General features: G+C 73.5%; 27 protein-coding genes and 1 riboswitch. Of the genes, 5 read left to right on the forward strand and 22 right to left on the reverse strand.

What is annotated here, in order from left to right; genetic code table 11:
* Positions 1–3: 3 nt before the first annotated feature.
* Positions 4–627 carry a bifunctional pyr operon transcriptional regulator/uracil phosphoribosyltransferase PyrR gene (pyrR, locus tag ACFC1T_RS18790; protein ID WP_375889943.1) on the reverse strand — a complete coding sequence of 208 codons (624 nt, stop codon included), beginning with the start codon at positions 625–627 and terminating at the stop codon, positions 4–6.
* Between the two features lie 331 nt (positions 628–958).
* Between pyrR and ACFC1T_RS18795 the strand changes: the two genes are divergently transcribed.
* Positions 959–1,462 carry a transcriptional regulator gene (locus ACFC1T_RS18795; RefSeq protein ID WP_030056198.1) on the forward strand — a complete coding sequence of 168 codons (504 nt, stop codon included), beginning with the start codon at positions 959–961 and terminating at the stop codon, positions 1,460–1,462.
* Positions 1,463–1,581: 119 nt separating this feature from the next.
* Here ACFC1T_RS18795 and ACFC1T_RS18800 read toward each other — a convergent pair whose 3' ends face one another.
* From ACFC1T_RS18800 to rpmB, 10 genes are all read right to left on the reverse strand, one after another.
* Positions 1,582–2,562, reverse strand: coding sequence for a hypothetical protein (locus tag ACFC1T_RS18800; protein ID WP_375889945.1), 981 nt, complete (start codon positions 2,560–2,562; stop codon positions 1,582–1,584).
* A 155-nt stretch (positions 2,563–2,717) separates the two neighbouring features.
* A complete protein-coding gene (locus ACFC1T_RS18805) occupies positions 2,718–3,539 on the reverse strand; it encodes a thioesterase family protein (protein WP_375889947.1) in 822 nt (273 codons plus the stop codon).
* 147 nt (positions 3,540–3,686) lie between these two features.
* Positions 3,687–4,124: a transcription antitermination factor NusB gene (gene nusB, locus ACFC1T_RS18810; RefSeq protein WP_350508646.1), complete on the reverse strand. Its 438-nt coding sequence runs from the start codon at positions 4,122–4,124 to the stop codon at positions 3,687–3,689.
* Between the two features lie 4 nt (positions 4,125–4,128).
* Positions 4,129–4,692: an elongation factor P gene (gene efp / locus ACFC1T_RS18815; RefSeq protein WP_375889949.1), complete on the reverse strand. Its 564-nt coding sequence runs from the start codon at positions 4,690–4,692 to the stop codon at positions 4,129–4,131.
* Between the two features lie 74 nt (positions 4,693–4,766).
* Entirely contained in the window at positions 4,767–5,873 is a 1,107-nt protein-coding gene (locus ACFC1T_RS18820; RefSeq protein WP_375889951.1) for an aminopeptidase P family protein, read from the reverse strand.
* A 110-nt stretch (positions 5,874–5,983) separates the two neighbouring features.
* Positions 5,984–6,157, reverse strand: a complete 174-nt coding sequence (gene rpmF / locus ACFC1T_RS18825) for a 50S ribosomal protein L32 (RefSeq protein ID WP_375889952.1) — start codon at positions 6,155–6,157, stop codon at positions 5,984–5,986.
* 41 nt (positions 6,158–6,198) lie between these two features.
* Positions 6,199–6,435: a 30S ribosomal protein S18 gene (gene rpsR, locus ACFC1T_RS18830; protein ID WP_375889954.1), complete on the reverse strand. Its 237-nt coding sequence runs from the start codon at positions 6,433–6,435 to the stop codon at positions 6,199–6,201.
* A gap of 32 nt (positions 6,436–6,467) precedes the next feature.
* Entirely contained in the window at positions 6,468–7,637 is a 1,170-nt protein-coding gene (locus ACFC1T_RS18835; RefSeq protein ID WP_375890058.1) for a CobW family GTP-binding protein, read from the reverse strand.
* A gap of 5 nt (positions 7,638–7,642) precedes the next feature.
* A complete protein-coding gene (rpsN, locus tag ACFC1T_RS18840) occupies positions 7,643–7,948 on the reverse strand; it encodes a 30S ribosomal protein S14 (RefSeq protein WP_375889956.1) in 306 nt (101 codons plus the stop codon).
* A complete protein-coding gene (gene rpmB, locus ACFC1T_RS18845; protein ID WP_375889957.1) occupies positions 7,948–8,184 on the reverse strand; it encodes a 50S ribosomal protein L28 in 237 nt (78 codons plus the stop codon). The genes rpsN and rpmB overlap by 1 nt, the downstream gene beginning before the upstream one ends.
* A 165-nt stretch (positions 8,185–8,349) precedes the next feature.
* Between rpmB and rpmG the strand changes: the two genes are divergently transcribed.
* Positions 8,350–8,514 carry a 50S ribosomal protein L33 gene (rpmG, locus tag ACFC1T_RS18850; RefSeq protein WP_350508653.1) on the forward strand — a complete coding sequence of 55 codons (165 nt, stop codon included), beginning with the start codon at positions 8,350–8,352 and terminating at the stop codon, positions 8,512–8,514.
* A 30-nt stretch (positions 8,515–8,544) separates the two neighbouring features.
* Positions 8,545–8,793: a type B 50S ribosomal protein L31 gene (locus ACFC1T_RS18855; protein WP_375889960.1), complete on the forward strand. Its 249-nt coding sequence runs from the start codon at positions 8,545–8,547 to the stop codon at positions 8,791–8,793.
* Positions 8,794–8,865: 72 nt separating this feature from the next.
* Here ACFC1T_RS18855 and ACFC1T_RS18860 read toward each other — a convergent pair whose 3' ends face one another.
* Positions 8,866–9,987: a HoxN/HupN/NixA family nickel/cobalt transporter gene (locus ACFC1T_RS18860; RefSeq protein ID WP_375889961.1), complete on the reverse strand. Its 1,122-nt coding sequence runs from the start codon at positions 9,985–9,987 to the stop codon at positions 8,866–8,868.
* Between the two features lie 31 nt (positions 9,988–10,018).
* Positions 10,019–10,213: riboswitch (cobalamin riboswitch) on the reverse strand.
* A gap of 81 nt (positions 10,214–10,294) precedes the next feature.
* On the opposite strand from ACFC1T_RS18860, the gene ACFC1T_RS18865 reads away from it, so the two are divergent.
* Positions 10,295–10,678 carry an ArsR/SmtB family transcription factor gene (locus ACFC1T_RS18865; RefSeq protein ID WP_375889963.1) on the forward strand — a complete coding sequence of 128 codons (384 nt, stop codon included), beginning with the start codon at positions 10,295–10,297 and terminating at the stop codon, positions 10,676–10,678.
* Positions 10,679–10,731: 53 nt separating this feature from the next.
* Positions 10,732–12,414: a hypothetical protein gene (locus ACFC1T_RS18870; protein ID WP_375889965.1), complete on the forward strand. Its 1,683-nt coding sequence runs from the start codon at positions 10,732–10,734 to the stop codon at positions 12,412–12,414.
* A 16-nt stretch (positions 12,415–12,430) separates the two neighbouring features.
* On the opposite strand, the gene ACFC1T_RS18875 is transcribed toward ACFC1T_RS18870, so the two are convergent.
* From ACFC1T_RS18875 to mltG (ACFC1T_RS18920), 10 genes are all read right to left on the reverse strand, one after another.
* Complete coding sequence (locus ACFC1T_RS18875; RefSeq protein WP_375889967.1) at positions 12,431–14,425, reverse strand: AAA family ATPase; 1,995 nt, start codon at positions 14,423–14,425, stop codon at positions 12,431–12,433.
* A 70-nt stretch (positions 14,426–14,495) separates the two neighbouring features.
* On the reverse strand, positions 14,496–15,305 hold the full coding sequence (locus tag ACFC1T_RS18880) for an Fpg/Nei family DNA glycosylase (protein ID WP_375889969.1): 810 nt from the start codon (positions 15,303–15,305) through the stop codon (positions 14,496–14,498).
* Between the two features lie 78 nt (positions 15,306–15,383).
* Complete coding sequence (locus ACFC1T_RS18885; protein ID WP_375889971.1) at positions 15,384–16,310, reverse strand: AAA family ATPase; 927 nt, start codon at positions 16,308–16,310, stop codon at positions 15,384–15,386.
* Between the two features lie 279 nt (positions 16,311–16,589).
* The gene (aroQ, locus tag ACFC1T_RS18890; RefSeq protein WP_375890060.1) at positions 16,590–17,018 is read right to left on the reverse strand and encodes a type II 3-dehydroquinate dehydratase; all 429 of its coding nucleotides are present in this window, start codon (positions 17,016–17,018) and stop codon (positions 16,590–16,592) included.
* An 8-nt stretch (positions 17,019–17,026) separates the two neighbouring features.
* Positions 17,027–18,118 carry a 3-dehydroquinate synthase gene (gene aroB, locus ACFC1T_RS18895; protein ID WP_375889972.1) on the reverse strand — a complete coding sequence of 364 codons (1,092 nt, stop codon included), beginning with the start codon at positions 18,116–18,118 and terminating at the stop codon, positions 17,027–17,029.
* Positions 18,111–18,632, reverse strand: coding sequence for a shikimate kinase (locus ACFC1T_RS18900; RefSeq protein WP_375889973.1), 522 nt, complete (start codon positions 18,630–18,632; stop codon positions 18,111–18,113). The genes aroB and ACFC1T_RS18900 overlap by 8 nt, the downstream gene beginning before the upstream one ends.
* A complete protein-coding gene (gene aroC, locus ACFC1T_RS18905; protein WP_375889974.1) occupies positions 18,629–19,813 on the reverse strand; it encodes a chorismate synthase in 1,185 nt (394 codons plus the stop codon). The genes ACFC1T_RS18900 and aroC overlap by 4 nt, the downstream gene beginning before the upstream one ends.
* A gap of 179 nt (positions 19,814–19,992) precedes the next feature.
* Positions 19,993–20,823, reverse strand: a complete 831-nt coding sequence (locus ACFC1T_RS18910) for a shikimate dehydrogenase (RefSeq protein WP_375889975.1) — start codon at positions 20,821–20,823, stop codon at positions 19,993–19,995.
* Positions 20,824–20,874: 51 nt separating this feature from the next.
* On the reverse strand, positions 20,875–22,803 hold the full coding sequence (gene mltG / locus ACFC1T_RS18915; RefSeq protein ID WP_375889977.1) for an endolytic transglycosylase MltG: 1,929 nt from the start codon (positions 22,801–22,803) through the stop codon (positions 20,875–20,877).
* A 188-nt stretch (positions 22,804–22,991) separates the two neighbouring features.
* Positions 22,992–24,227 carry an endolytic transglycosylase MltG gene (mltG, locus tag ACFC1T_RS18920; RefSeq protein WP_375889979.1) on the reverse strand — a complete coding sequence of 412 codons (1,236 nt, stop codon included), beginning with the start codon at positions 24,225–24,227 and terminating at the stop codon, positions 22,992–22,994.
* Between the last annotated feature and the right edge of the window lie 211 nt (positions 24,228–24,438).

A 24,438-nucleotide genomic window follows, 5' to 3' on the forward strand; every position in this document is an offset into this window, starting at 1 on the left:
CGGCTACTCCGGGAGGTGCGGTTCGGTGGGCTGGGAGGCCATGGCCTGCAAGCTGCGGGCGGCGTGGTCGCGGTCGCCGACCAGCACGGCGTCCACGCCGTCGGTGTCGGCCAGGCGGACCTGCACGGCCTCGCGCAGCGAGGTGGGGAGGTTCTTGCCCACGTAGTCCGCCCGGATCGGCAGCTCGCGGTGGCCGCGGTCGACCAGGACGGCGAGCTGCACGGCGCGCGGGCGGCCGATGTCGTTCAGCGCGTCCAGCGCGGCGCGGATGGTGCGGCCGGAGAACAGCACGTCGTCGACGAGGATGACCAGCTTGCCGTCGATGCCGCCGGGCGGGATCTCGGTGTGCTCCAGGGCGCGGGCGGGCTTCAACCGCAGGTCGTCCCGGTACATGGTGATGTCCAGGGTGCCCAGCGGGATCTCGCGCCCGGTGATCTGGGCCAGCCGGCCGTGCAGGCGGCGGGCGAGGTGGACGCCCCTGGTGTGGATGCCGAGCAGCACGACGTCCTCCGCGCCCTTGGCGCGCTCGACGATCTCGTGCGCTATCCGGGTGACGACCCGGGCGATGTCCGTGCCGTCCAGCACCTGGTGCGGCGGTCGCGGCGTGGGTTCCTGATGTGTGGTCATGCCGAAGCGGACCTCCTTCCCCGCCTCACTGGACGGGCCTTAAAGGATGTCTGGGACTGCGCCCCCGCCGACCGGGCGTGGGCTTCGGGTCATCCTATCAGCGCGCCGCACGGCAAACGGACCTCCATCATTCCGCTTCTCCGGGTTCACGCACCGGATGCGCCGATGATGCGGGCCATTCGCACGACTGCCCCATTCGGCTTGACGCAACTACCTTACTCTACGTAACCTCACAGTGAGTTACGAGACAGGCGTCGAACCCACCGGTAACGACGCCGGCAACGCCCGTGACCCACCACTGAACGCGAAGCAATCTCGTCCGGGGAGATCAATGTCCAGCGACTACGCGAAGCAGCTCGGAGGCAAGCTCCGAGCGATCCGCACTCAGCAGGGGCTCTCCCTGCACGGTGTCGAGGAGAAGTCCCAGGGGCGCTGGAAGGCAGTCGTCGTCGGCTCGTACGAGCGCGGCGACCGTGCGGTCACCGTGCAGCGGCTGGCCGAGCTCGCCGAGTTCTACGGCGTGCCGGTGCAGGAACTGCTGCCCGGAGGCACCCCCGGCGGCGCGGCCGAGCCGCCGCCGCGCCTGGTCCTCGACCTGGAGAGACTGACCCAGGTGCCGTCCGAGAAGGCCGGTCCGCTACAGCGCTACGCGGCGACCATCCAGAGCCAGCGCGGCGACTACAACGGCAAGGTCCTCTCGATCCGCCAGGACGACCTGCGCACGCTGGCCGTGATCTACGACCAGTCGCCGTCGATCCTCACCGAGCAGCTGATCTCCTGGGGCGTGCTCAACCCCGACGCGCGCCGCGCGGTGCGCGAGGAGGACGCGAGCTGACGCTCGCGCTCCGGCTCCGCCGGAAAAGCGGGCCTCGGCCTGCAACGGCTTGCAGAAACGTCACGGCGCGGCCCCCGGTTTCCGGGGGCCGCGCCGCGGCGTGCCGGGCGGTCACCGGCTCAGCAGACCGTGCCCAGGCTGTAGCCCGGCTGCGCCGCCACGCCGTCCAGCCGCACCGGGCGGGCGGCCGGCGCCCAGTCCGGGCCGCTGCTCGACCACGCCCAGGCGGCGGGCAGGAAGCATCCGTCAGCGGCTCCGCCGCGGGACCCACCAGCGGCTCCCCCGCGGGCCCTCTCGGCGGCTCCGCCGGAGGCCGCCGACCCCTGCGAGCCGTGCAGCACCGCGACGCCCGGCAGCTCCAGCGCCAGCCCGGCGCACAGCACCGCGCAGACCAGCTCCAGGTCCTCGTCGTTGATCCGCGCCACGCCGTCCTCCCACTGCAGGACCCGGGCCGCCGCGGCCAGCCGCCCGCCCGGCGCGTCCACCCGCAGGCGCAGCTCGTACACCCCGGCGCCCGCGCCCACCAGCATCCGGCGGAACACCTCGCCGCCGCGCTGGTAGGCGGCCCGCACCCAGCGCGCGTGCTCCTCGTCGGTCTCCCCCGCGCCCCCGTACAGCCCGCCGTCGAGCAGCAGGTCGGCGTGGCAGAGCGTCAGCCCGTTCTCCCGGGCCCGGACCAGTCGCGGCACGAAGTCCCCGGCCAGTTCCTCGCCCTGGTAGGGCAGCAGCTGGGTCTGCAACGGCGGGTTGACCAGGTAGCGGTCGCGGGCGGCGGACTCGGCCGGGTCCAGGCCGTGCAGCAGGCAGAACTCCTCGAAGTCCTGCGGGTGGAACATCCGGGCCCGGACGGTCTCGAACCGCTCCAGCGCGTCGGCCAGCAGCTCCGCAGTGTCGGCCAGGTAGCGCTCGTAGTCGGGGGCGTCGCACACGCCCCAGGCCCGGGCCCGCGCGAAGTCCGCGGCATTGGTGAGCACACCGAGGACGAACGCCTGCTCGGCCCCCTCGACCCGCCGCGGCCGGTGCGGCGCCCGCAGCGCGGGGCGCAGGCCGCCGGCGGTGCAGTCGGAGTTGCGGCGGGCGCGGCCCTTGCGGCTGGTCATCGGTGGCTCCTGACATCTGCTGGGGGCCGTCGAACGGTACGGTGACGGTCAGCGGCGGGGCTCGCCGCTGACCGTGTTACTCCCCAGTTCCGCGCGCCACACACGTACGGCGTGTCACGGAAATGTAACCACCGGTAATAGGGGTCGTCGCGGCCTCAGCGCGGCACCCGGGCCAGCTGCCGGGACTGGGCGACCAGGCGTCCGGCCTCGTCCCAGACCTCGGCGTCCTCCTCGAAGTAGCCGCCGGCCACGTTGCGGGTGGAGTGGACCACCCGCAGCCAGCCCGGGGCGGGCCTGGCCCGCAGGTGGACGGTCAGCTCGACGGTCGGGGCCCAGCCCGGCAGGCCGAGGTCGAAGGTGACCGGCGGGAGCGCGTCGGCGACCAGCAGGAGCAGCAGCGGGTCGGGGTCGCGGCCGTCGGCGAGCCGGAACCAGCCCTGGATCCGGCCGTTGCCGGAGGGCTGGCCGAGCGCCCAGCCGACGGTGGCCGGGTCGAGCCGCAGGTCGAAGCGCTCCAGCAGGGCGGCCTGCTCGATCAGCTGCCTGGGGGCGTGCTCGACGCCGATGCACTGGTCCGGCGGCGGCAGCTGCGGCGGGGTCGCGGTGGTGCGCACCTCGCCGTCGGCGGCGGCGAGGTCGCCGTGGCTGGCCACCACGCGCAGGCGTTCGACGCCGTCCTGGCTGAGCGAGGCGGTGCCGGTGGACAGCCCGCGACCGGTGCGCAGCACCTCGGTGCGGACGGTGGCCGGGCCCGGGGTGGAGGCGGACAGGTAGTAACCGCTGATCGACACCGGGTCGGGGTGCTGCCCGTGCTCCAGCGACAGCGCGTGTCCGGCCACCGCGAGCAGCAGCCCGCCGTTGACCCCGCCGCCGATCTGCCAGCCGGCGCCGAGCTCGGCCTCGTAGCGGCCGGCCTCCTCGGGGTGTCTGGTGAGGGCGATGCCCCGGTCGAACTCGCTGCGGGTCGCGGTGCTCATGGGTGTGGCCTGCCCTTCGGGTCGCCGACGGCGCCGTCGGCGAAGTTACTGACGAGTAGCACCCACCCTACGCCCACCAGGTGAAACGCGGAACGGCCGCAGGCCCCGGAGTTCCGGGGGCCTGCGGCCGTCTGCGAACAGCACCGATCAGCGGCGGATGCTCGGCTTCAGCTCCAGGAAGCGGGCCAGCATGCCGTTGACGAAGGCCGGGGAGTCGTCCGTGGAGAACTCCTTGGCGATCTCGACGGACTCGTCCAGGACGACCGCGTCCGGGACGCCGTCCTCCCAGATCAGCTCGTACGCGCCGAGCCGCAGGACGTTGCGGTCCACGATCGGCATCCGGTCGAGGGTCCAGCCCACCGCGTACTGCTCGATCAGGTCGTCGATGCGACGCGCGTGCTGGACGTACCCCTCGATCAGCTCCATGGTGTACTCGCCCACCTGCGGGGTGCCCTCGTCGGGCTTGGGCTCGCGGGCGCGCGCCACCCAGTCGGCAAGGACCTGCTGCGGGTCGACCCCGCGGTGGTCGGCCTCGAAGAGGATCTGGAAGGCCCGGGTACGGGCCTTGCTACGTGCGGCCGACACGGACTTACTTCACCCGGCCGAGGTAGCTGCCGTCGCGGGTGTCGACCTTGACCTTCTCGCCGGTGACGACGAAGAGCGGGACCTGGATCTCGGCACCGGTCTCCAGGGTGGCCGGCTTGGTGCCACCGGTGGAGCGGTCGCCCTGCACGCCCGGCTCGGTGTGGGAGATCACGAGCTCGACGGAGGTCGGGAGCTCGATGTAGAGCACCGCACCCTCGTTGGTGGCGACGAGGGCCTCGAAGCCCTCCAGCAGGTAGTTCGCGGCGTCACCGACGACGGCCGGCTCGATCGTGATCTGGTCGTAGGTGTCCATGTCCATGAACACGAAGTTCTCGCCGTCCTTGTACGAGAACTGCATGCCGCGCTTGTCGACGTTGGCGGTCTCGACCTTGGTGCCGGCGTTGAAGGTCTTGTCGACGACCTTGCCCGTCAGGACCTCCTTGAGCTTCGTACGCACGAAGGCCGGGCCCTTGCCGGGCTTGACGTGCTGGAACTCGACGACGGACCAGAGCTTGCCGCCCTCCAGCTTGAGGACCATGCCGTTCTTGAGATCGTTCGTGGAAGCCACGGGCGCACTTACTCCTGGATATAGCTGTCAAGGAACCAAGGGTTCGCGTCCTGCCGCCGGCCCGGGGGCCGCCGTCACAGGGCGAGGAGCTCCTTGGTGGTGATGGTGAGCAGCTCGGGCCCGCCCTCCTCGAGGGGGCGCACCACGAGCGTGTCCTCGATCCGGACCCCGCCCTTGCCCGGGAGGTGGACCCCTGGACCGACGGTGACCGGCACGCGGCTGTCCAGTTTACCCATGTCCGACGGACCGAGGCGCGGCGCCTCCCGGATCTCCAGCCCGATGCCGTGGCCGACCGGGTGCGGAGAGGCCTCGGCGTGCCCGGCCGCCTCCAGGACCTGCCGGGCCACCCGGTCGGGCACGCACTGCTCGACGCCCGGGCCGAGCGCCTCCCGACCTGCCCGCTGGGCGCGGAAGACCAGCCGGTGCAGCTCGACCTGCCAGGGCGCGGGAGCTGCTCCGATCACGAAGGTCCGGGCGGTCGAGACGCCGTAGCCCCGGTACTGGGCGCCCATCACCACGGTGAGGAAGTCGCCCTCCTCCACCCGGCGGTCGGTGGGCTGGTGGGCGGGCTGGCCGGAGTGGCTGCCGGTGCCGACCGACACCGGGAAGGCCGCCCGGTCGGCTCCGTGGTCGATCATCCGGCGCTCCAGCTCCATCGCCAGGTGCCGCTCGGTCCGGCCGACCAGGATCGACTCCAGCAGCTCGCCCAGCGCCTGGTCGGCGATCTCGGCGGCGATCCGCAGGTCCGCGATCTCGTGCTCGTCCTTGACCACCCGCAGCCGCTCCACCACCTGGCCGAGGTCCGCCAGCCGGCCGCCCTCCAGCAGGCCCGCGACCGCCCGGTGCCGGGTGACGGTCAGGTCGTGCTCCTCGACCGCCAGGTCGCGCACCCCCAGCCGGTCCGCGGTGGCGGCGGCCGCCAGGGCGGTGTCCGCCCCGGCCGCCACCGGCACCTGGGTGACGTCCGCGGCGATCAGGTGCTCCCCCGAGTCGTCCGGCGGCAGGTCGTCCGGGAGCGTCAGCAGCACCCGGTCCCGGGTCAGCAGCAGGGTCGCCCCGCAGGGCGCGCAGCCCGTCAGGTACCGCACGTTCGCCGCCCGGGTGATCAGCGCCGCGTCGGCGCCGGCCGCGCTGCAGTGCTCCCTCACCCGCTCCCGCCGCCCCGCGTACGCATCCGCCATGCGTCGAGCCTACGAACCCCCGGCCCGAACCGCCCGCCGAGCACCCCCGAGGGATGCGCCGGCACCCCACTGCGCCCCGCGCGCCCCTGCGCACTCCCCGCTGACCGCCGTCACCTCCCCTCCGGGTCGATCAGGCCCCGGCGGTAGGCCGGGACGAGGTTCTGCGGGACGAGCATCTCCCGGCCGTTCAGGGTGATCGGGACGAGCTTCGGGCCGGTCGCCTTCCACTGGGCGCGGCGGTGCCGGGTGTTGCTGCGCGAGGTCCTGCGCTTGGGAACTGCCATCGGGGGCTCCTGTCGGGTGGTGCCGGGCCGTCGGGTCCGGGCTAACGGGTGGTGCCGGAGGCGTACGGGAGGAGGGCCGTCTCGCGGGCGTTCTTGACCGCCCGGGCCACCGCCCGCTGCTGCTGGACGGTGAGCCGGGTGACCCGCCGGCTGCGGATCTTGCCGCGGTCGGAGACGAAGCGGCGCAGCAGGTCGGTGTCCTTGTAGTCGACGTACTCGATGCCGGCCGCGACCAGCGGGTTGGGCCGGGCCTTCGGCGCGGCGGTGCGGTTGCGCACGGGTGCTCCCTTGCGGTGGTGGGCGGGGTCGGTCAGTGGTGGACGGGGTCGAGGAGGTCCCGGAAGCCGTCCGGGAGGGCCTTCCAGCCGGGTTCGCCGGCGGCGAGTTCGGCGTCGGTGAGCAGGCAGGAGTCGAGCAGTTCGGTGAGGCCGTCGACGTCCAGCCCCTCCGCGGTGAAGCTGAGCTGCTGCACCCGGTCCCCGTGCAGGGGGTGCCAGTCGAGGGCGGCCGCGGCGCGGCGGGCCGGCGGGTAGAGGTCCCAGGCGGCGTCGGGCAGGGCGATCAGCCAGGGCCCGCACTCCTCGACCGCGAGGTTGGCCCCGGCCGCGTCCCAGGCGAGCATCAGGTCGGGCCGGTTGGCGAGCCAGAACCGGCCGCGGCTGCGCTGGGCGGCCGGGACGAGCAGTTCGAGGGCCCGGTGCAGCCGTTCCGGGTGCAGCGGCCGGCGGCGCTCCCAGACCAGGGTGCTCACCCCGGCCTCGTCGCTCTCCTGGGGGAGCAGCGCGATCGCCGGGTTGACGCGGTCGCGCGCGGCGGCCACGTCGAAGCCGCCGAGGGCGGCCCGGACGAGCGCACCGGTGCCGAGCCGGACCACCCGGGCGGTCGGGTGGAGCTGGCGCAGCAGCGCGAGCCCCGGCGCGTGCGCGGTGGCGCGCGGCACGGCGAGCGTGGTGGCGTACTCGACCTGGTGGGCGAGCGCCTCGGCGCGGGTGCGTTCGTCCCGGGCGGCGGTGTGCTGCCCGTGCTCCACCAGCTCGTCGGGCACGGAGAGTTCGCCGACCAGCCGGTCCGGGTCGACGGCGGTGACCACGCCCGCGAGTTCGATCGCCTCCGCCAGGGGGCGGCCGTCCACCTCGCCCCCGGCGAGCACCTCGACCGCGGGGTGCGGGTCGCTGCCGCCCCAGAGTTCGACCACCGCGAGCCCGTACCGGCCGCCGTCGGCGAGTTCCAGCAGCCGGGGCAGCAGGTCCTCGCGCAGGGCGCAGCACGGGCAGTCGTTCACCAGCGGGACCGAGCCGGTGTCGAACGCCCCGCCGGCGTCCCGCAGTTCGCGGTGGACCAGGCCGCGCGCGGCGTCCCGCAGGTCGTGCCGCAGCACCACGGCGTCCACCGCGGCGGCCGTCAACTCCTCGACGGCGGACCGGCGTTCGTCCGGGTGCAGCCCGGCGACCACCACCACCGGGAGCCTGGTGCCGTCCATGCCGCTCACCAGCTCGCCTTGCGCACGCCCGGCAGGTGTCCGGCGTGGGCGTGGACGCGCAGGTTGACCCGGGAGAGGCCGAAGGCGCGCAGGTAGCCGCGCGGCCGGCCGTCGACGGCATCGCGGTTGCGGACCCTGGTGGGGCTCGCGTCGCGGGGCTGGCGGGCGAGTTCGGCCTGGGCGGCGGCGCGCTCGGCGGGGGCGGTGCCGGGGTGGGCGATGAGCCGCTTGAGTTCGGCCCGGCGCTGGGCGTAGCGGGCGACGATCACTCGCCGCTGCTCGTTCTTGGCGATCTTGCTCTGCTTGGCCATCAGACCTTCCACCCTCGGGCGCGGATGCGGGCGACGGCGGCCTCGACGCCGATCGTGTCGACGGTCTTGATCCCCTTGGCGCTCAGCACCAGCCGGACGTACCGGCCCTCACTGGGCAGCCAGTAGCGCTTGCGCTGGATGTTGGGGTCGAAGCGGCGCGGGGTGCGGCGGTGCGAGTGCGAGATCGCGTTGCCGAAGCCGGGCCGGCGGCCGGTGAGCCGGCAGTGGGCGGACATGGGTGCTCCCTGGCGTCCGGGAATGGGCAGGACGGAGGTCACGTTACACCAGATGAAAATGACATCCATTTCGGTGTACGGTTCCGATCCAGCCCCGCGAACCCCGCACCCGGAGGCCCCCGGACCCCGAGGGTCCACGGGCCCGAGACCCCAGGAGGACGCCCGATGGCCCGCAGCGAACTGCGCCCCGTGATCAAGCTCCGCTCCACCGCCGGCACCGGCTACACGTACGTGACCCGCAAGAACCGCCGCAACGACCCGGACCGGATGGTCCTGCGCAAGTACGACCCGGTCGCGGGCCGGCACGTCGACTTCCGCGAAGAGCGCTGACCGCACGAACCCCCTCGGAGGAGCCCAGCCATGAAGCCCGGAATCCACCCCGCCTACCGCCCGGTCGTCTTCCGCGACAAGGTCGGCGGCCTCGCCTTCCTCACCCGCTCCACGGTCACCGGTGACCGCACGGTCGAGTGGGAGGACGGCAACACCTACCCGGTGATCGACGTCGAGATCTCCTCGGCGAGCCACCCCTTCTACACCGGCCAGTCCCGGGTGCTCGACACCGCCGGCCGGGTCGAGCAGTTCCGCCGCCGCTACGGCGACCGGCACTGACGGCGGAACGCGAACGGCGCCTCCCCGGCTCGGGGAGGCGCCGTTCGCGACGCGCGGGCACTGCCGCCACCGCTACTGCTGCTGCGTGGGCGTCCAGCGCTTCTCGACGCCCGCCAGCTTCCAGTACGCGATGGCGATCGCCCACACCACCACGAACAGCCCGGCGATCGCGTAGCCGACGTTGTCCAGCGAGATGTCCGCGATGAACCCGGTCACCGGGTCGGTCAGGTCGAGCTTCTCGTGCAGCACGCCGACCAGCTCGATGGTGCCGATGATGAAGGCCACCGCGATCGACAGCCCGGTGATGGTCAGGTTGTAGTACACCTTGCGCACCGGGTTGGAGAAGGCCCACTGGTACGCGAAGTTCATGAACGTCCCGTCCAGGGTGTCGAACAGGCTCATCCCGGCCGCGAACAGCAGCGGCAGGCAGACGATCGCGTACCAGGGCAGCCCGGCCGCCGCGCCCGAACCGGCCATCACCATCAGGGTGACCTCGGTCGCGGTGTCGAAGCCCAGGCCCAGCACCATGCCGACCGGGAACATCTGCCCGGGCCGGGTGATCGAGCGGGTCGCCCGGTTCAGGATCCGGGCCATGAAGCCGCGCGAGTCGAGGTGCGCCTCCAGCTCCGACTCGTCGAACTGCCCGGCCCGCATCGAGCGGAACACCTTGAGGATGCCGAGCAGCGCCGCCAGGTTGAGCGCGCCGATCAGGTAGAGGAAGGCCCCGGAGGCCGTGGTGCCGACCAGCCCGAGCCACTTGTGGGTGGCCGAGTCGTCGTCCATCAGCGTGTTCGCCAGCTGGGCGCCGCCCGCCACCAGGGCGGCCATGATGACCACCATCGAGGAGTGGCCGAGCGCGAACCAGAAGCCGACCGAGACCGGCCGCTTGCCGTCCGCCATCAGCTTGCGGGTGGTGTTGTCGATCACCGCGATGTGGTCGGCGTCGAAGGCGTGCCGCATGCCGAGGGTGTAGGCCGTGATGCCCAGGCCCACCCCGAAGACCTGGGTGCCGACGGCGTAGTTGTGCGGCGCGACCAGGAAGACGAGGGTCCCGAAGGCCACCACGTGCATGGCCAGGATCACCCCCATCAACCCGGCGGTCCGGAGGGTGTCCTCGCGCTTCCACCGGAAGGTGGGCAGTACGGAGGGGGCGGGGCCCGCCTCGGCGGGCGCGGCGGTTTCGGGCAGGGTCATCTTCGGATCACGCTCCAGCACCTCGTGGAATGACTTCGTGAGATGCCGTGGCCGGTCTCCTGGCTCACGGGGCTTCCCGACCCGCCTTCCCAGGTGCACGAAGCACCCAGTGGCACGTGGATCCGGACGACTGTCCCCCGATCACAGTGGCGAGGGCCGCTCCGGAATGGGACCTGTTGAGGGTCCGTCACCGGTCTTCCCGAGCACCACGGCGGGGAACACCGTAGGGGCAGGACCACACCCTCGCAAGGTTGCGCACCTGTGCAGGTGTCCAGGATCACAGGTCGTGAGCTGCCAGAATGTCCGCATGCATCTCGTACCGGCCGACCGCGCGGGCCACCGCACCATCGACGGACACCGGGTCTGCGAGGCCATCGCCGCCATCGGGGACACCGCCCACGTCCGGACCTGGGCCGAGCGGTTCTCCCTGCTCTCCGACCCCGGCCGGCTCGCCCTGCTGCTCGCCCTCCACCGGGCCGGCCCGCTCGCCGTCAGCGACCTGGCGGTCGCCACCGGCATGCGCGACCCGGCCGTCTCCCAGGCCCTGCGACTGCTCCGCACGGCGGGCGTGGTCGCCGGCGACAAGGACGGACGCGTGGTGCGCTACCGGCTCGTGGACGACGCCCTGCGCCCCCTCCTCGACGAGTGCGCCGCCGCCGACCACGAGGAGCCCGCCGCGGCGGCGGGCTGACCGACACTCGGCAAACCACGCCGGGGGCGCGGCGGGGTGAGTACGATCACGATGTGCCGTCCCACCCCCACGTCTGGCCCGCCGACCGCTGGAACACCCGCCCGGTCAAGGCCCGCGTGCTGGCGGTCGCCCGCACCCTCACCTCGGCGACCCGGGTCCTGGACGTCCTCACCCTGCTCGACCCGGACGGCATCGAGCGGTACTTCACCGTCAACCCCGGCTCCGCCTTCGCCGACCGCGCCCTGGACGAGTACCTCCACGGCCTGCCCGGCTACACCGTGCTGGACTGGGAGGACGCCGTCCGCCACCGCTTCGACCTGGCCGTCGCCTGCGCCGTCCACGCCTCCATGCACCGGCTGGACGCCCGCCTGGTCGTCCTCCCGCACGGTGCCGGCTACAACCGCCTGGTCACCGAGTCCACCGGCGACGCGGTCAGCTCCGCCGGCCTCTCCCGCAACGAACTCACCCACCGCGGAGAGGTGTTCGTCGACGTCCTCGGCCTCTCCCACCCCGAACAGCTGGACCGGCTGCGGGCCTCCTGCCCCGAGGCCCTGGACGTCGCCGAGGTCGTCGGCGACCCGTGCTTCGACCGGATCCTGCGCAGCCGACGCTCCCGCGACGGCTACCGCGCCGCCCTCGGCGCCGTCGACGGCCGCCGACTCGTCGTCGTCGACTCCACCTGGAGCGAGCACTCGTTATTCGGCCGTCACCCCGACCTGCCGCAGCGGCTGGTCCGCCGACTGCCCGCCGACGAGTACGCGGTGGCCGTCGTGCTGCACCCCAACATCTGGAGCCGGCACGACCCGGCGGCCCTGCTCGACGACGCCCGGCGGATGGGCCTGCGCCTCGTCCCGCCCCACCAGGGCTGGCAGGCCGCCCTCGTCGCCGCCGACGTCATGATCGGCGACCACGGCTCGGTCTCCTTCTACGGCGCCGCCCTGCGACGGCCCACGATGATCGTCGCCACCGGCGCCGCCGAACTCGACCCGCGGTCCCCCAGCTACGCCTTCGGCCAGGCCGCACCCGTCCTCGACCCCGACGGCGACCTCGCCGCCCAACTCGAACTCGCCCTGGCCCGGACCCCGGACGACCGCACCGACCTGACCGCCATCACCGACCGCTCGCTCGCCCACCGCGGCGAATCCGCCCGACTGCTGCGCCCACTGCTCTACTCCTTCCTCGACGGCCTCGACGAGCCCGCCGGCGAACCCGTCCTGCCGCCCTACCCCAAGCCCGCGCCCCGGCCCGGAGGCGGCGAAGGGCCCAGCGCGTACGACGTCGAGGGCAAGAGCGAGGGGACGGAGGTCAGCCTGCGGCGCTACCCCTTCCACCCCGACGACCACACCCCGCGCGGCTTCCACGCCCTCACCGACGACCACCCGGGCGACGCCCTGCGGTACACCGCCGAAGTCCTCGCCCGCACCGAGGCCCGGGCCGAACGCCCCGCCGTCGAGTGGCTCGCCGACACCGCCCTCGAACTGCCCGGCCTCGCCGTCGCGGTGGCCGCCCTCGGCCCGGCCCGGCACCTGCTCCGGCTGCCCGGCGGCCGACTCCTCGAAGCCCACGCCGCACGCGACTTCGGCAGCCCCGAGCCCGTCCTCGACCCCCTGCTGCTCGGCTCCGCCGTCGCCTGCTGGCTCTCCGACGGCGGCGACCCGGCCGGCCTGCCCGAGCACGGCCTCACCGTCCGCACCGGCCGGCACTGCACCCGGGTCGCCTTCACCGCCGGGCCCTGACCGGCCCGGACAGGGCCTAACCGGCCAGCTCCCGCAGCCGGGCCCGGCTCCGCGCCGCCAACTCCGGGTCGTCCAGCTCCTCGGCGAGGGCGAGCAGCAGGGTGTGCGCCTGGGCCTCCTTCGGGTACGCCTTGCGTTCCTCGGCCCGCCGCACGCAGTCGCCCGCGTCCGCGACGGCCAGGTCGAGCCGGCCGAGCGCGCGGTGGGCCCGGGCGCGGACCAGCGGCAGCTTCATCAGCATGTCCCGGTCGTCCGTGTCCACGGCCCGGGCACCGGCCTCCGCGAGCACGGCCAGCGCCTCCTCCGGGCGGCCGTCGGCGATCAGGGCCTGCGCCAGGTTGTAGCTCTGCACGATCTCGCCGTGGGCATCGCCCCGGTTCTCCTCCAGCGCCAGCGTGAACCGCTCGACGGCGTCACCGGGCCGGCCGTCGGCCAGGCACAGCAGGCCGTCCGTCTCGTACAGCACGCCCACCACCTGGCGGTTGGCCACCAGCGGCACCTGCTCGGTGGCGAGCGCCAACTGCTCGGCGGCGAGCCGGAAGTCCTGGCGCTCGTAATGCGCCCGGGCCAACTGGTTGTGCATCCGGACCACCGCGTCCGGGTTGTTGGCCCACCGGGCCGACTCGATGCCGGTCCGGTGGGTGGCGATCCAGTCCTCGTAGAGCTTCCGACCGTGGTAGAGCGGCCACAGCGACTCGCACAGCCACCACGCCTCGTCGTGCCACTGCTGGTCGGCCGCGGCCTTCACCACCGCTCGCAGGTTCGCCCGTTCCGCGTGCAGCCACTCCAGCGCGTCCGCTCCGGACCGGAAGCCGGGCAGGGCGTCGCCGGTCGGGTCCTGCAACCGGAGCCGTGGCCCGGTCGCCCGGTCGGCCACCGACGCCCTGCCCCGGTAGTACGCCACCGCCCGCGCCAACAGCTCGGTGCGGTCGGGCAGTTCACGGGCGCAGAGGTAGGCGTGGGTGCGCACCACCTCGTGGACCTGGAAGCGGTCGTCCACCCCCTGGTCGACGACCACGTCCAGGAGGTGGACGGCACACAGCTCGTCCAGGGCGTCCTCCGCCCGTTCGATGCCCACCGCGGCCGCCAGTTCGGCCGACACGAACGGGCCCGGGTGCACACCGATCAGGTGGTAGAGCGCCCGCCCCTGCGGCGAGAGCCGCTCGTACACCGGGTCGTACGTTCCCCGCAGGTTCCCCTCGTCGTTGTCCAGCACCGCCAACCTGCCCTCCTGGTGGGACAGTTCGGCGATCACCTGACCCACCGACAGCCGGCCCCGACGCAGCAGCTGGCTGCCGACCGCGTTCAGCGCGATCGGCAGCCCGTCGCAACGCTCCACCAGTGCCGCCACCTCGTCGTCGGTGCCGCGCTCGGCGCTCAGCCAGCCCCGCACCAGCGCGGCCGCGGCCGTCGCGCCCAGGCGGTCCAGCTGCCGCACCTCGGCACCGTCCATCCGCAACGCGTCCAGCCGCCGCCGACTCGCCACCACCACCATCCCGCTGGAGGGCAGCAGGGCGCGCACCTCGGCGGCGTGCTCGGCGTTGTCCAGGAGGACCAGGCAGCGCTGCTCGGCGGTCACCGTCCGGAACTCCCCGAAGCGCTCCGCCTCCGCGTCCGGCGGGCGGACCCCGAGAGCGCGGAGGAAGCCCTCCAGCACCCCGGCCAGATCCACCGCCGAGCGGTGCCGGTAGGCCTTGAGATCCGCGTAGAGCACACCCCCCGGGAAGCGCTCCGCCTGCTCCATCGCGAACTTGGCCACCAGCTCGGTCTTGCCGACGCCGCCCAGGCCGGTGAACACCACGATGGCCGGTCCGCCCCGCTCGGCCTCGCCCGAAGCGGCGGTGAGCGCGGCGAGTTCGCGCTCCCGGTTGACGAAGCTCTTCCGCGGCGGCCTGACCTGGTACGGGACTCGGTGCTTCGGGGGCAGCTGGACCGTGACGTTCCCGCCCTGGACCACGTTGCCGTGCACCACCGCGCCCGACAAGCTGTTGGACACCTCGTAGCCGTCCACCCGCGCGCTCCCTCCGACCAGCCCGGGCCCAGCCTACGGCGTCGGGTGGTCCCTGGCGCCTGAATCCTCCTCAGGCCGCCTGGCAGGTCGGGCACCAGAACAGGTTGCGCGCCGCGTGCGCCTCCGTCCGCACCTCCGTGCCGCAGACCAGGCAGGGCATCGCGGCGCGGCGGTAGACGTAGACCTCGCCGCCGTGGTCGTCGACCCGGGGTGGGCGGCCCATCGCCTCGGGGGTGTGTTCGGGGCGCACGGTGTCGATCCGGCCGGCGGCGGCGCCCTGGTGCATCAGGTCGACCAGGTCGGCCCAGATCGCGTCCCACTCGCGGCGGGTGAGGTCGCGGCCGGCCCGGTGCGGGGCGATGTGGTGGCGGAACAGCACCTCGGCGCGGTACACGTTGCCGACCCCGGCCAGCACCTTCTGGTCCATCAGCAGCGCGGCGACGGTCGTGCGGCTGCCCGATATCCGGCGCCAGGCGGCCTCCGGGTCGGCGTCGGCGCGCAGCGGGTCGGGGCCGAGGCGGGCGGCGACGGCGGCCTTCTCGGCCCCGGTGACCAGCGCGCAGGTGTTGGGGCCGCGCAGGTCGGCGTAGCCGTCGTCGTTGGCCAGCCGCAGGCGGATCAGCCCGACCGGCTCGGGCGCCGGGCCGGTGCCGAAGGTGAAGCCGCCGTAGAGCCCGAGGTGGATGTGCACCCAGCCGCTCTCCTCGAAGCCGAGGAAGAGGTGCTTGCCGGTGGCCTCCGCGCCGATGAGCAGCTGCCCGTCGAGCGCCTTGGCCTCGTCGGCGAAGCGGCCCTGCGGGCTGGAGACCTGCACCGGGCGGCCGCCGAAGGCCTTCCGGTTCTGGCCGGCGAGGCGGTGGATGATGTGGCCTTCCGGCACGGACGTCAGCTCCCCGGGTGGTTCTGGCAGGACCCGTCCATCATCTCAGCCGCCCCCGGCCGCGCCCGAACCCCGTGGTCAGCGGACCGGCATGCCCATCAGCCGGGCCAGGATGACCCGGTCCAGCTCGGCGGCCGTACCGGCGACGTCCAGGTACGAGTTGTCGATGATCGGCAGTCCGGAGTTGTACCAGCCGGCCATCCGCCCGTGGATGCGCGCGACCTCCTCGTCGCCGAGCCGCCTGGTGCCGCCGCGGCGGGCGTTGCGGCGCAGCACCGAGTCCAGGCTGGGCAGCAGCACCACCGGGATCATGCCCGGGCCGATGTGCCGCTTCCAGCCGCCGAGGCCGATCGCCGGGCGGTCCGGGAAGACGGCGTCGTCGATGATGCAGGAGATGCCGTTGGCCAGGTAGTTGCGGCAGGCGAAGCCGCAGGTCCGGCGGGCCAGCCGGTACTGGGCCTCGGAGGCGTTGTTCCAGCCGGCCTGCGGGTTGGCGAAGCCGGACTGCACCCACTCGCGGACGTCGTCCAGGCTGATGTGCGCGGTCGGGGTGCCCCGGCGCTCGGCCCAGTACCGGGCGACGGTGGTCTTGCCCGCCCCGGCCGGGCCGATCAGCAGGACGGCGATGGGGCCGGCGGGCGTGTGGCGCTGCGAGGGGTGGGCGGGGAGCTGGACGGGCGTGCCGGCGGGCAGCACGAAGTGCCCGGTGCCGCCGGCCGGGAGGGGCACGGGCGGCGGTGCCGCGGCGGGGACGGACACGGGGTTCGGCGCCGCCACCGGGTTCGGCAGCGGCACCGGCACGGGGTTCGGGACGGGGGCCGGAGCCGTGACGGACACCGCGGCGGGCGGCGGCGACGGAGGCGGCGGAGGCGTCGCGGCGGGCGCGGCGGGCGCGGCGACCGGGGCCGGAACGACCGGCGGGGACACCCCCGCACCGCCCACCGGCGGCACCGGCGGAGCGGCGGGACGCGGCGGGACCTCCCCGCCTCCGGCGTACTGCGTCACGGCACCTCCCGACACCTCTCAGCGGGGACATTACACGGCGGCCCGGCAGCGGGCACAGTCCGCCGCCGGGCCGCCGAACGCGCCCTGCTCGCCCGGCCACGGGCGGTTTCGGCCCAGGTCGGCTCGTGGTCGACCGGCGTCAACTCGGGTCAACCGTCGGCCAACTCGCGCCCGTCACAAGGTCAACTCGCGTCGAATCCGGTCGGTTCCCGTCACAGCCGTTCAGCGACCGTCGACGGCACCCGAAACCCGTGCCCCAAGGCCCCGCCACCCCGCTCCTCAGCGCGCGGCGAGCTGCTCCGCCAGCGCCCGCAGCGCCAGCTCGTAGGACCCGATCCCGAAGCCCGCGATGGTGCCGGAGGCCACCGCCGCGATCACCGAGTTGTGCCGGAAGGTCTCCCGCGCGTACGGGTTGGAGATGTGCACCTCGATCAGCGGCGCGGTGCGCTGCGCCGCGGCGTCCCGCATCGCGTACGAGTAGTGGGTGAACGCGCCCGGGTTGATCACCACGGGCACCTGCCCGTCGGCCGCCTCGTGCAGCCACTCCACCATCTGCTGCTCGGAGTTGGTCTCGTGCACCTCGACCTCGAAGCCGAACTCCTTGCCGAGCGCGGTGCAGCGCTCGACCAGCCCGGCGTACGAGGTGGCCCCGTAGACGTCCGGCTCCCGGCTGCCCAGCCGGCCCAGGTTGGGGCCGTTGAGCACCATCACCCGGGTCACGCCGAGACCTCCGCGTACGCGGCGACCAGCAGCGACGGGTCGGGGCCCTCCAGCACGGAGGTCTTGCCCAGGCCGTCCAGGACGATGAAGCGGATCAGGTCGCCGCGCGACTTCTTGTCGATCTTCATCGCGTCCAGCAGCTTGGGCCAGGCGTCCGCCCGGTACGTCAGCGGCAGGCCGACCGAGGCCAGCACGGTGCGGTGGCGGTCGGCCGTCTCGTCGTCCAACCGGCCCGCCAGGCGGCCGAGTTCGGCGGCGAAGACCATGCCGATGGAGATCGCCGCGCCGTGCCGCCACTTGTAGCGCTCGTTGCGCTCGATGGCGTGGCCGAGGGTGTGGCCGTAGTTGAGGATCTCGCGCCGGCCGGACTCCTTGAGGTCCCCGGAGACGACGTCGGCCTTGACCTGGATGGCCCGGCGGATCAGCTCGACGGTGTGCGGGCCGGCCGGCGTCCTGGCGCCCTCCGGGTCCGCCTCGATCAGGTCGAGGATGGCCGGGTCGGCGATGAAGCCGCACTTGATGACCTCGGCGAGGCCGGAGACGTAGTCGTGCTTGGGCACGGTCTCCAGGGTGCCGAGGTCGGCCAGCACGCCCACCGGCGGGTGGAAGGCGCCGACCATGTTCTTGCCCTCGGCGATGTTGATGCCGGTCTTGCCGCCGACGGCCGCGTCGACCATGCCGAGCAGCGTGGTGGGCATGGAGATCCAGCGCACCCCGCGCAGCCAGGTGGCCGCGACGAAGCCGGCCAGGTCGGTGGTGGCCCCGCCGCCGAGGCCGACCACGACGTCGCTGCGGGTGAAGCCGGTCTGGCCGAGCACCGACCAGCAGTACGCGGCGACCTCGGCGCTCTTCGCCTCCTCGGCGTTGGGCACCTGGAGCGCGATCGCCTCGTACCCCTCGCCGGCCAGGTCCTCGCGGACGGCGTCGGCGGTGGCGGCCAGCGCCTCCGGGTGGATGATCGCGACCCGCTTGGCCCGGGTCCCGATCAGCGGCGCCAGCTCGCCGAGCAGCTGGTGCCCGATCAGCACGTCGTACGGGTCGTGGCCGGCGCTGCCGCCGACGTGAATCCTGACGGTGGTGTCAGTCATGGGGGGTGTTCAGCTCCAGTGCTTCCAGTACGGCGTCCGCGACCTGCTCGGGGGTGCGGTCGGCGGTGTCGACGACGGCGGTGGCCACCTCCAGGTAGAGGGGGCGGCGGGCCTCCATCAGCTCGCGCCAGCGGGCCCGGGGGTTGACGGCCAGCAGCGGGCGCGGGGCGTCCAGGCCGACCCGCTTGACCGCGTCGCCCAGCGGGACCTCCAGGAAGGCCACCGGCAGCTCGCGCAGCAGCGCACGGGTGGCCTCGGCCAGCACCGCGCCGCCGCCGAGCGCCAGCACCCCGTCGTGTCCCTCGGCGGCCGCGCGCACGGCGCGGACCTCCAGCTCGCGGAAGTGCGGCTCGCCCTCGTCGATGAAGATCTCCGGGATGGGCTTGCCGGCCAGCGCCTCGATGTCGGCGTCGGTGTCCCGGAAGCCGACGCCCAGGCGCTCGGCCAGGACCCGCCCGACGGTGGACTTGCCACTGCCGGGCGGGCCGACCAGCACCACGACGGGCTTCGTCATCGGATGATCAGGTTGTCGAGGTAGCCCTGGACGTTGCGGCGGGTCTCGGAGACGTTGTCGCCGCCGAACTTCTCGTTCACCGCGTCCGCCAGCACCAGCGCGACCATCGCCTCGGCGACGATGCCGGCGGCCGGCACCGCGCAGACGTCCGAACGCTGGTGGTGCGCCTTCGCCGGCTCACCGGTGCGCACGTCCAGGGTCTGCAGCGCCCGCGGCACGGTCGCGATCGGCTTCATCGCGGCCCGCACCCGCAGCACCTCGCCGGTGGACAGGCCGCCCTCGGTGCCGCCGGAGCGGCCGGAGGTGCGCTTGACGCCCTCGGGGGTCGGGACGATCTCGTCGTGGGCCTGCGACCCGGGGACCCGGGCCAGGTCGAAGCCGTCGCCGACCTCGACGCCCTTGATCGCCTGGATGCCCATCAGCGCGGCGGCCAGCCGCGCGTCCAGCCGGCGGTCCCAGTGCACGTGCGAGCCGAGGCCCACCGGCACGCCGTACGCGAGCACCTCGACCACGCCGCCGAGGGTGTCACCGTCCTTGTGGGCCTGGTCGATCTCGGCGACCATCGCCTTCGACGCGTCCGCGTCCAGGCAGCGCACCGGGTCGGCGTCCAGCCGGGCCTCGTCCGAGGGCAGCGGCAGCACGCCGGCCGGCGCCTTGGCGGCGGCCAGCTCGACCACGTGGCTGACGATCTCGATCCCGGCCACCTCGCGCAGGTACGCACGGGCGACCGCGCCCAGCGCGACCCGGGCGGCCGTCTCCCGGGCGCTGGCGCGCTCCAGGATCGGCCGGGCCTCCTCGATCGAGTACTTCTGCATGCCGGCCAGGTCGGCGTGGCCGGGCCGGGGGCGGGTCAGCGCCTCGTTGCGGGCCAGGCCCGCCAGCACCTCGGGGTCGACCGGGTCGGCCGACATGACCTGCTCCCACTTCGGCCACTCGGTGTTGCCGACCATGATCGCGACCGGGCTGCCCATGGTCAGGCCGTGCCGGACGCCGCCGAGGAAGGTCACCTCGTCCTGTTCGAACTTCATCCGCGCCCCGCGGCCGTAACCGAGCCGGCGGCGCGCCAGCGCGTCGGCCACCACGTCGGTGGTGACCGGTACACCGGCGGGCAGGCCTTCCAGCGTCGCGACGAGTGCGGGGCCGTGCGACTCCCCCGCCGTCAGCCAGCGCAACGTACCCAACGGAGCTCCTTCATCAGCGGGCCGGCCCACGGCACCGCCGGGGCCCGCCCGAGCGTGCCTTCTGTCCGAATCCTTTCATGACCCGGCAGCCCCCGGGGGCACAGTCCGCGTGACGGACGGCAACCGGTCACTCCACGAAACGATTCGGCCGCGCGCGGCGGCACGTCCGGCCCGGGGGCTCAGCCCCCGGCCAGCGCCCGCTCCCCCGCCCCGCGCATCGCCGCCAGCGGCCCGGGCGCCCGCCCGGTGAAGGCCTCGCTCTGCAGCACCGCCTGGTGGACCAGCAGGTCCAGTCCGCCGAGGACGGTCGCCCCGCGCGCGGCGCAGGCGGCGGCCAGCGCCGTCGGCCACGGGTGGTACAGCACGTCGAACAGCGCCCCCGGGTCCGTGGGCAGCCCCGCGGCGAAGCCGTCGGTCGCCCCGACCGGGGTGGTGGAGACGGTCAGCGGCCGCTCCAGCGCCTCCGCTCCGCGCTCCCAGTCCTCGGTCCGCACCGCCACGCCGAGCCGCTCGCCCAGCTCGGCCATCTCCCGGGCCCGCTCGGCGCTGCGCACGTAGACCGTCACCTCGCCGGTGCAGACCTGGGCCAGCGCGGCCAGCGCCGAGGAGGCGGTGGCCCCGGCCCCCAGCACGGCGGCGGCGGACACCTCGGCGATGCCGCGCTCGCGCAGCGCGTTGACCAGGCCGGGGACGTCGGTGTTGTCCCCGGTGCGCCGCCCGTCGGCGGTGAACACCACGGTGTTCACCGCGTCCACCGCCCGGGCCGTGGCGCTGACCTCGTCCAGCAGCGGGATGATCGCCCGCTTCAACGGCATGGTCAGCGACAGCCCCGCCCACTCGGCCTCGTCCAGCCCGGCGAGGAACCCGGGCAGGGCGGCCTCGTCGACCTCGAAGCGGTCGTAGTGCCAGCCGTCCAGCCCGAGCGCCGCGAAGGCGGCCCGGTGCAGGTCGGGCGAGAGCGAGTGGGCGATCGGCGAGCCGAGGACGGCCGCCCGGTGCTTGCTGGTCAACACTGCCTCTCCGTGAACGACGGTGCGGTGACGGCTACTCGGTGGTGCCGCCTACTTCGTGGTGCAGTGCAGGCCGACCTTGTCGAAGCCCTGGCCCGCTGCCTTGCAGTACGCCTCGACGTTGGCCGCGTGCTCCTTGTCCGTCTCGGCGAACAGGGTGTTGGTCGGGGACATCGCGATGAAGTACAGCCACTTGCCGTCCGCCGGGTTGAGCACCGCGTTGAGCGCCTCGTCACCGGGGTTGGAGATCGGCGTCGGCGGCAGGCCCGGGTTGATGTAGGTGTTGAACTTGTTGGACCCGTCGTTGATGTCCTTCGACGTGAGCTCCTTGCGGCCCAGCGAGTACTGCAGCGTGGTGTCCATGCCGAGCGTGTGGCGCACGGCGTCGCTGGCCAGCCGGTTCTGGATGGTCCTGGCCATCTTGGCGAAGTCGCCCGGGTTGTTGCCCTCGCGCTGCAGGATGCTCGCCTCGATGACCACCTCGTAGCCGTTCTTGAGGCCCGCCTTGGAGGCCTGGCCGTCGAGGTTCGCGTACTTGTCGGTGGCGGTCTTCACCATCTGCTTGAGCAGGTCCTCGGGCTTCATGCCGTCGGCGATGTTGTAGCGGGTCGGCCAGAGGAAGCCCTCGATGTTGCCGTTCGCGTACGCCGGCAGCCCGAGGTCGTTGACCTGCGCCTTGGCGACGCCCGCCGTGGTGCCCTTCTGGAGCTTCAACTTGCTGTCGATGGTGGCGTAGATCTCGGAGGAGTTCTTGCCCTCCGGGAACACGATCGCCGCGCCGCCCGCCTGGTCCAGCAGTTCCTTGACCGCGGCCGCGGCCGGCATCTCCTTCTTCAAGGTGTAGAAGCCGTACTGGATCGTGGTGCACTTGGGCTCGGCGTCACAGGCCTTGGTGAAGGCGTCGACGCTCTTGACCACACCGGCGGCCTTGAGGGCGGCACCGATCTGCCCGCCGACCGCGCCCTGCTTGACCTCGATCTGGACGGAGCCGGTGCCCTCGCCGGTGAAGTCCGGCGGCGGGCCGAAGTGGTCCTGGTAGAAGCCGTAGCCCCACCAGCCCCCGCCGCCGAGCAGGCCCAGCAGCACCACGGCGACCACCAGGCAGGCGCCGCCGTTGCGACGGCCGGCCTTCTTGCCGCTCTCCTTGCGCTTCTTCTTCGCCTCGCGGGAGTCGTCCTGCTCCCCGAGGAAACCGCTCTGCTCGGCCTCGGCGTGCTCGTCGAGGTAGAGGTCGCCCTCGTGGTGCTCCTCCGCGGCGCGGCCGTCCCACTCCCCCTCCGCGGGTTCGTGCGCGCCGCCGACCGGATCGGCGCCGGACTCCAGCGCGGCGGCCTCGGCCTCCCAGTCGATGCCGTCCGGGCCGGGACCGGAGGCGGCCTCGGGCTCCACGGCCGGGCGGGCGCGCCGCGGCCGGGCCTGCTGCGGAGCGGGCTGCTGCACACCCGCCTGCTGCATGCCGGCCTGCTGCATGCCGGCCTGCTGCATGCCGGCCTGCTGCTGGGGCATCCCCGGCTGCATCCCCTGCTGCACCTGCTGCGGCATGCCCTGCTGCTGCACCGGCATCTGCTGCTGCCCGTACCCCTGCGGGGGCATCCCCTGCTGCATCTGCTGCGGGTAGACCTGCCCCTGCTGACCCATGCCCTGCTGACCCATGCCGGGCTGGCCCATGCCCTGCTGCGGGTACCCCTGGTCGAAGCCCTGCTGCGGCATCTGCTGCTGCGGGTACCCCTGCTGCGGCATGCCATGCTGCTGGTACCCCTGGGGCGGCATCATCTGCTGGGGGTGGCCGTTGTGGATCTGCTGCTGCGGGTACCCCTGCTGCGCGTCCCCGTACGGCTGCTGGCCGTGCTGGTCCTGCTGCGGGTACTGCTGCCACTGGCCGTCCTGCTGGCCGGGGACCGGCTGCTGACCGCCGTACCCGGGATCACCGGGGTGCCACGGCTCGCCCTGGGGGCCGTAGCCCCCACCCAGATCGGTCATTGATCCCCTTAACCGACGGTGACGACCGGAGGATCGGACCGGCCGTCCGGGACGACGCGGTCCCGGCTGATTCTCGAACCGGCGTGCTAGCGCAGCGCCTGGGAGGAGACGTTACCGTACCGCAGCCGTACCCCCGCCCGGGCGGACGCACTGTCAGTGAGCGACCTCACGCTCGGCGTACGGGGCCGTCACGGGGTGGCGGCGCCCGGTGTCGAGGGGGTGGCGGCGGCGTTCGGAGCGGGGGAGTCCGGGGCGCTCGGCTTGGCCGCCCGGGCGGCGTTGAACTCGGCGACGTTCTTCTGCTGCACCTCGAAGCTGTCGGTGAAGCGGGTGTCCCCGGGCTTCACGGTCACGAAGTAGACCCAGTCCCCCGGCGTCGGGTCCAGCGCCGCCATGATCGCCTGCCGGCCCGGGTTGGAGATCGGCGACGGCGGCAGGCCCGGGTGCAGGTAGGTGTTGTACGGGGAGTCCAGCCTGGTGTCGGTGACCGTGGTGTTCAGGGTCGAGCGGCCGAGGGCGTAGTTGATGGTGGAGTCCAGCTGGAGCGGCATCCCCTTGGCCAACCGGTTGTAGATGACCCGGGCCACCTTGCCCATGTCCTCGGTGTTGTCGGCCTCGCCCTGGACCATGCTGGCGACGGTGACCAGCCCGTACAGGCTCTGCCCGAGGTTCTGCGCGACGACGTTGGCGTCGTCCCGGCTGAACTCCTTGCCCGCCCGCTCGACCATCTGCTTCAACAGGTCCAGCGCGGTGGTCCCGTCGGTGACGGCGTAGGTGGCCGGGAACAGGTAGCCCTCGGGGCTGCCCTTGGCGAAGTCCGGGAGGCCGAGTTCGGCGCCCTGGTCCTGGGCGGCCTTCTGGGTGGTGCCCGCGGGGAGGTTGAGCTTCTTGTCGATCGCCGCGAAGATCTGGTAGCCGCGCCACCCCTCGGGAATGGTGAGGCCGTTGGCGTTGGCCGGGTCGATCAGGACGGACAGCGCGGCGGCGGCCGACATCTTCTGCTTCAAGGTGTACGTGCCAGGCTGGATCCGCCCGGCGGCGGCCGCGCTGCCCTTCGCCGCCCGGGTGAAGGCGAGCGAGCTGGCCACCACCCCGTTGCGGACCAGCGCGGAGGCGATCTGGGACAGGCCCGCGCCCTCCGGCACCGAGACCTGGACGCTGCCGTTGCCCTGCCCCGCGTAGTCGGCGGCCGCCGCGGGTTTGCGCTGGTGCTGGAACCAGGTGTAGCCGGTGAGCCCGATCCCGCCGAAGACGGCGACCAGGGCGAAGGCGGTGAGTCCGCAGGCCAGTCCGTTACGCCGTCGGTGCGGATCCGGCGCATCGGAGCGCGGCCGGGGCGCACCCGGAGGACGGCCCTCCGGCTCCAGCACCGGCGCACCCAGGTGTCCCGGGGTGAGCCCCGGGTGGAAGTCCTGGTCGGTCATGGCTCGCGGTCCCCTCGGCGGTCCCGAATCGCTGAGAATCGCTCCGAGCCGACGCGAATCGATGCAGATCGATCCGAAACGGACACGGAAACGAACGAAAGAGGGGTGCGGGGGGGCGTTTCGGCACCGCCCCCACGAAGGGGCGGTAGGTGAGGGCCGGACGCCCGGAGCCGGGACGCGCCGCACGGGCGGGGGGGCGCGCCCCCCGAGC

It is taken from the genome of Kitasatospora sp. NPDC056076, from assembly GCF_042266305.1.
GTDB lineage: Bacteria > Actinomycetota > Actinomycetes > Streptomycetales > Streptomycetaceae > Kitasatospora.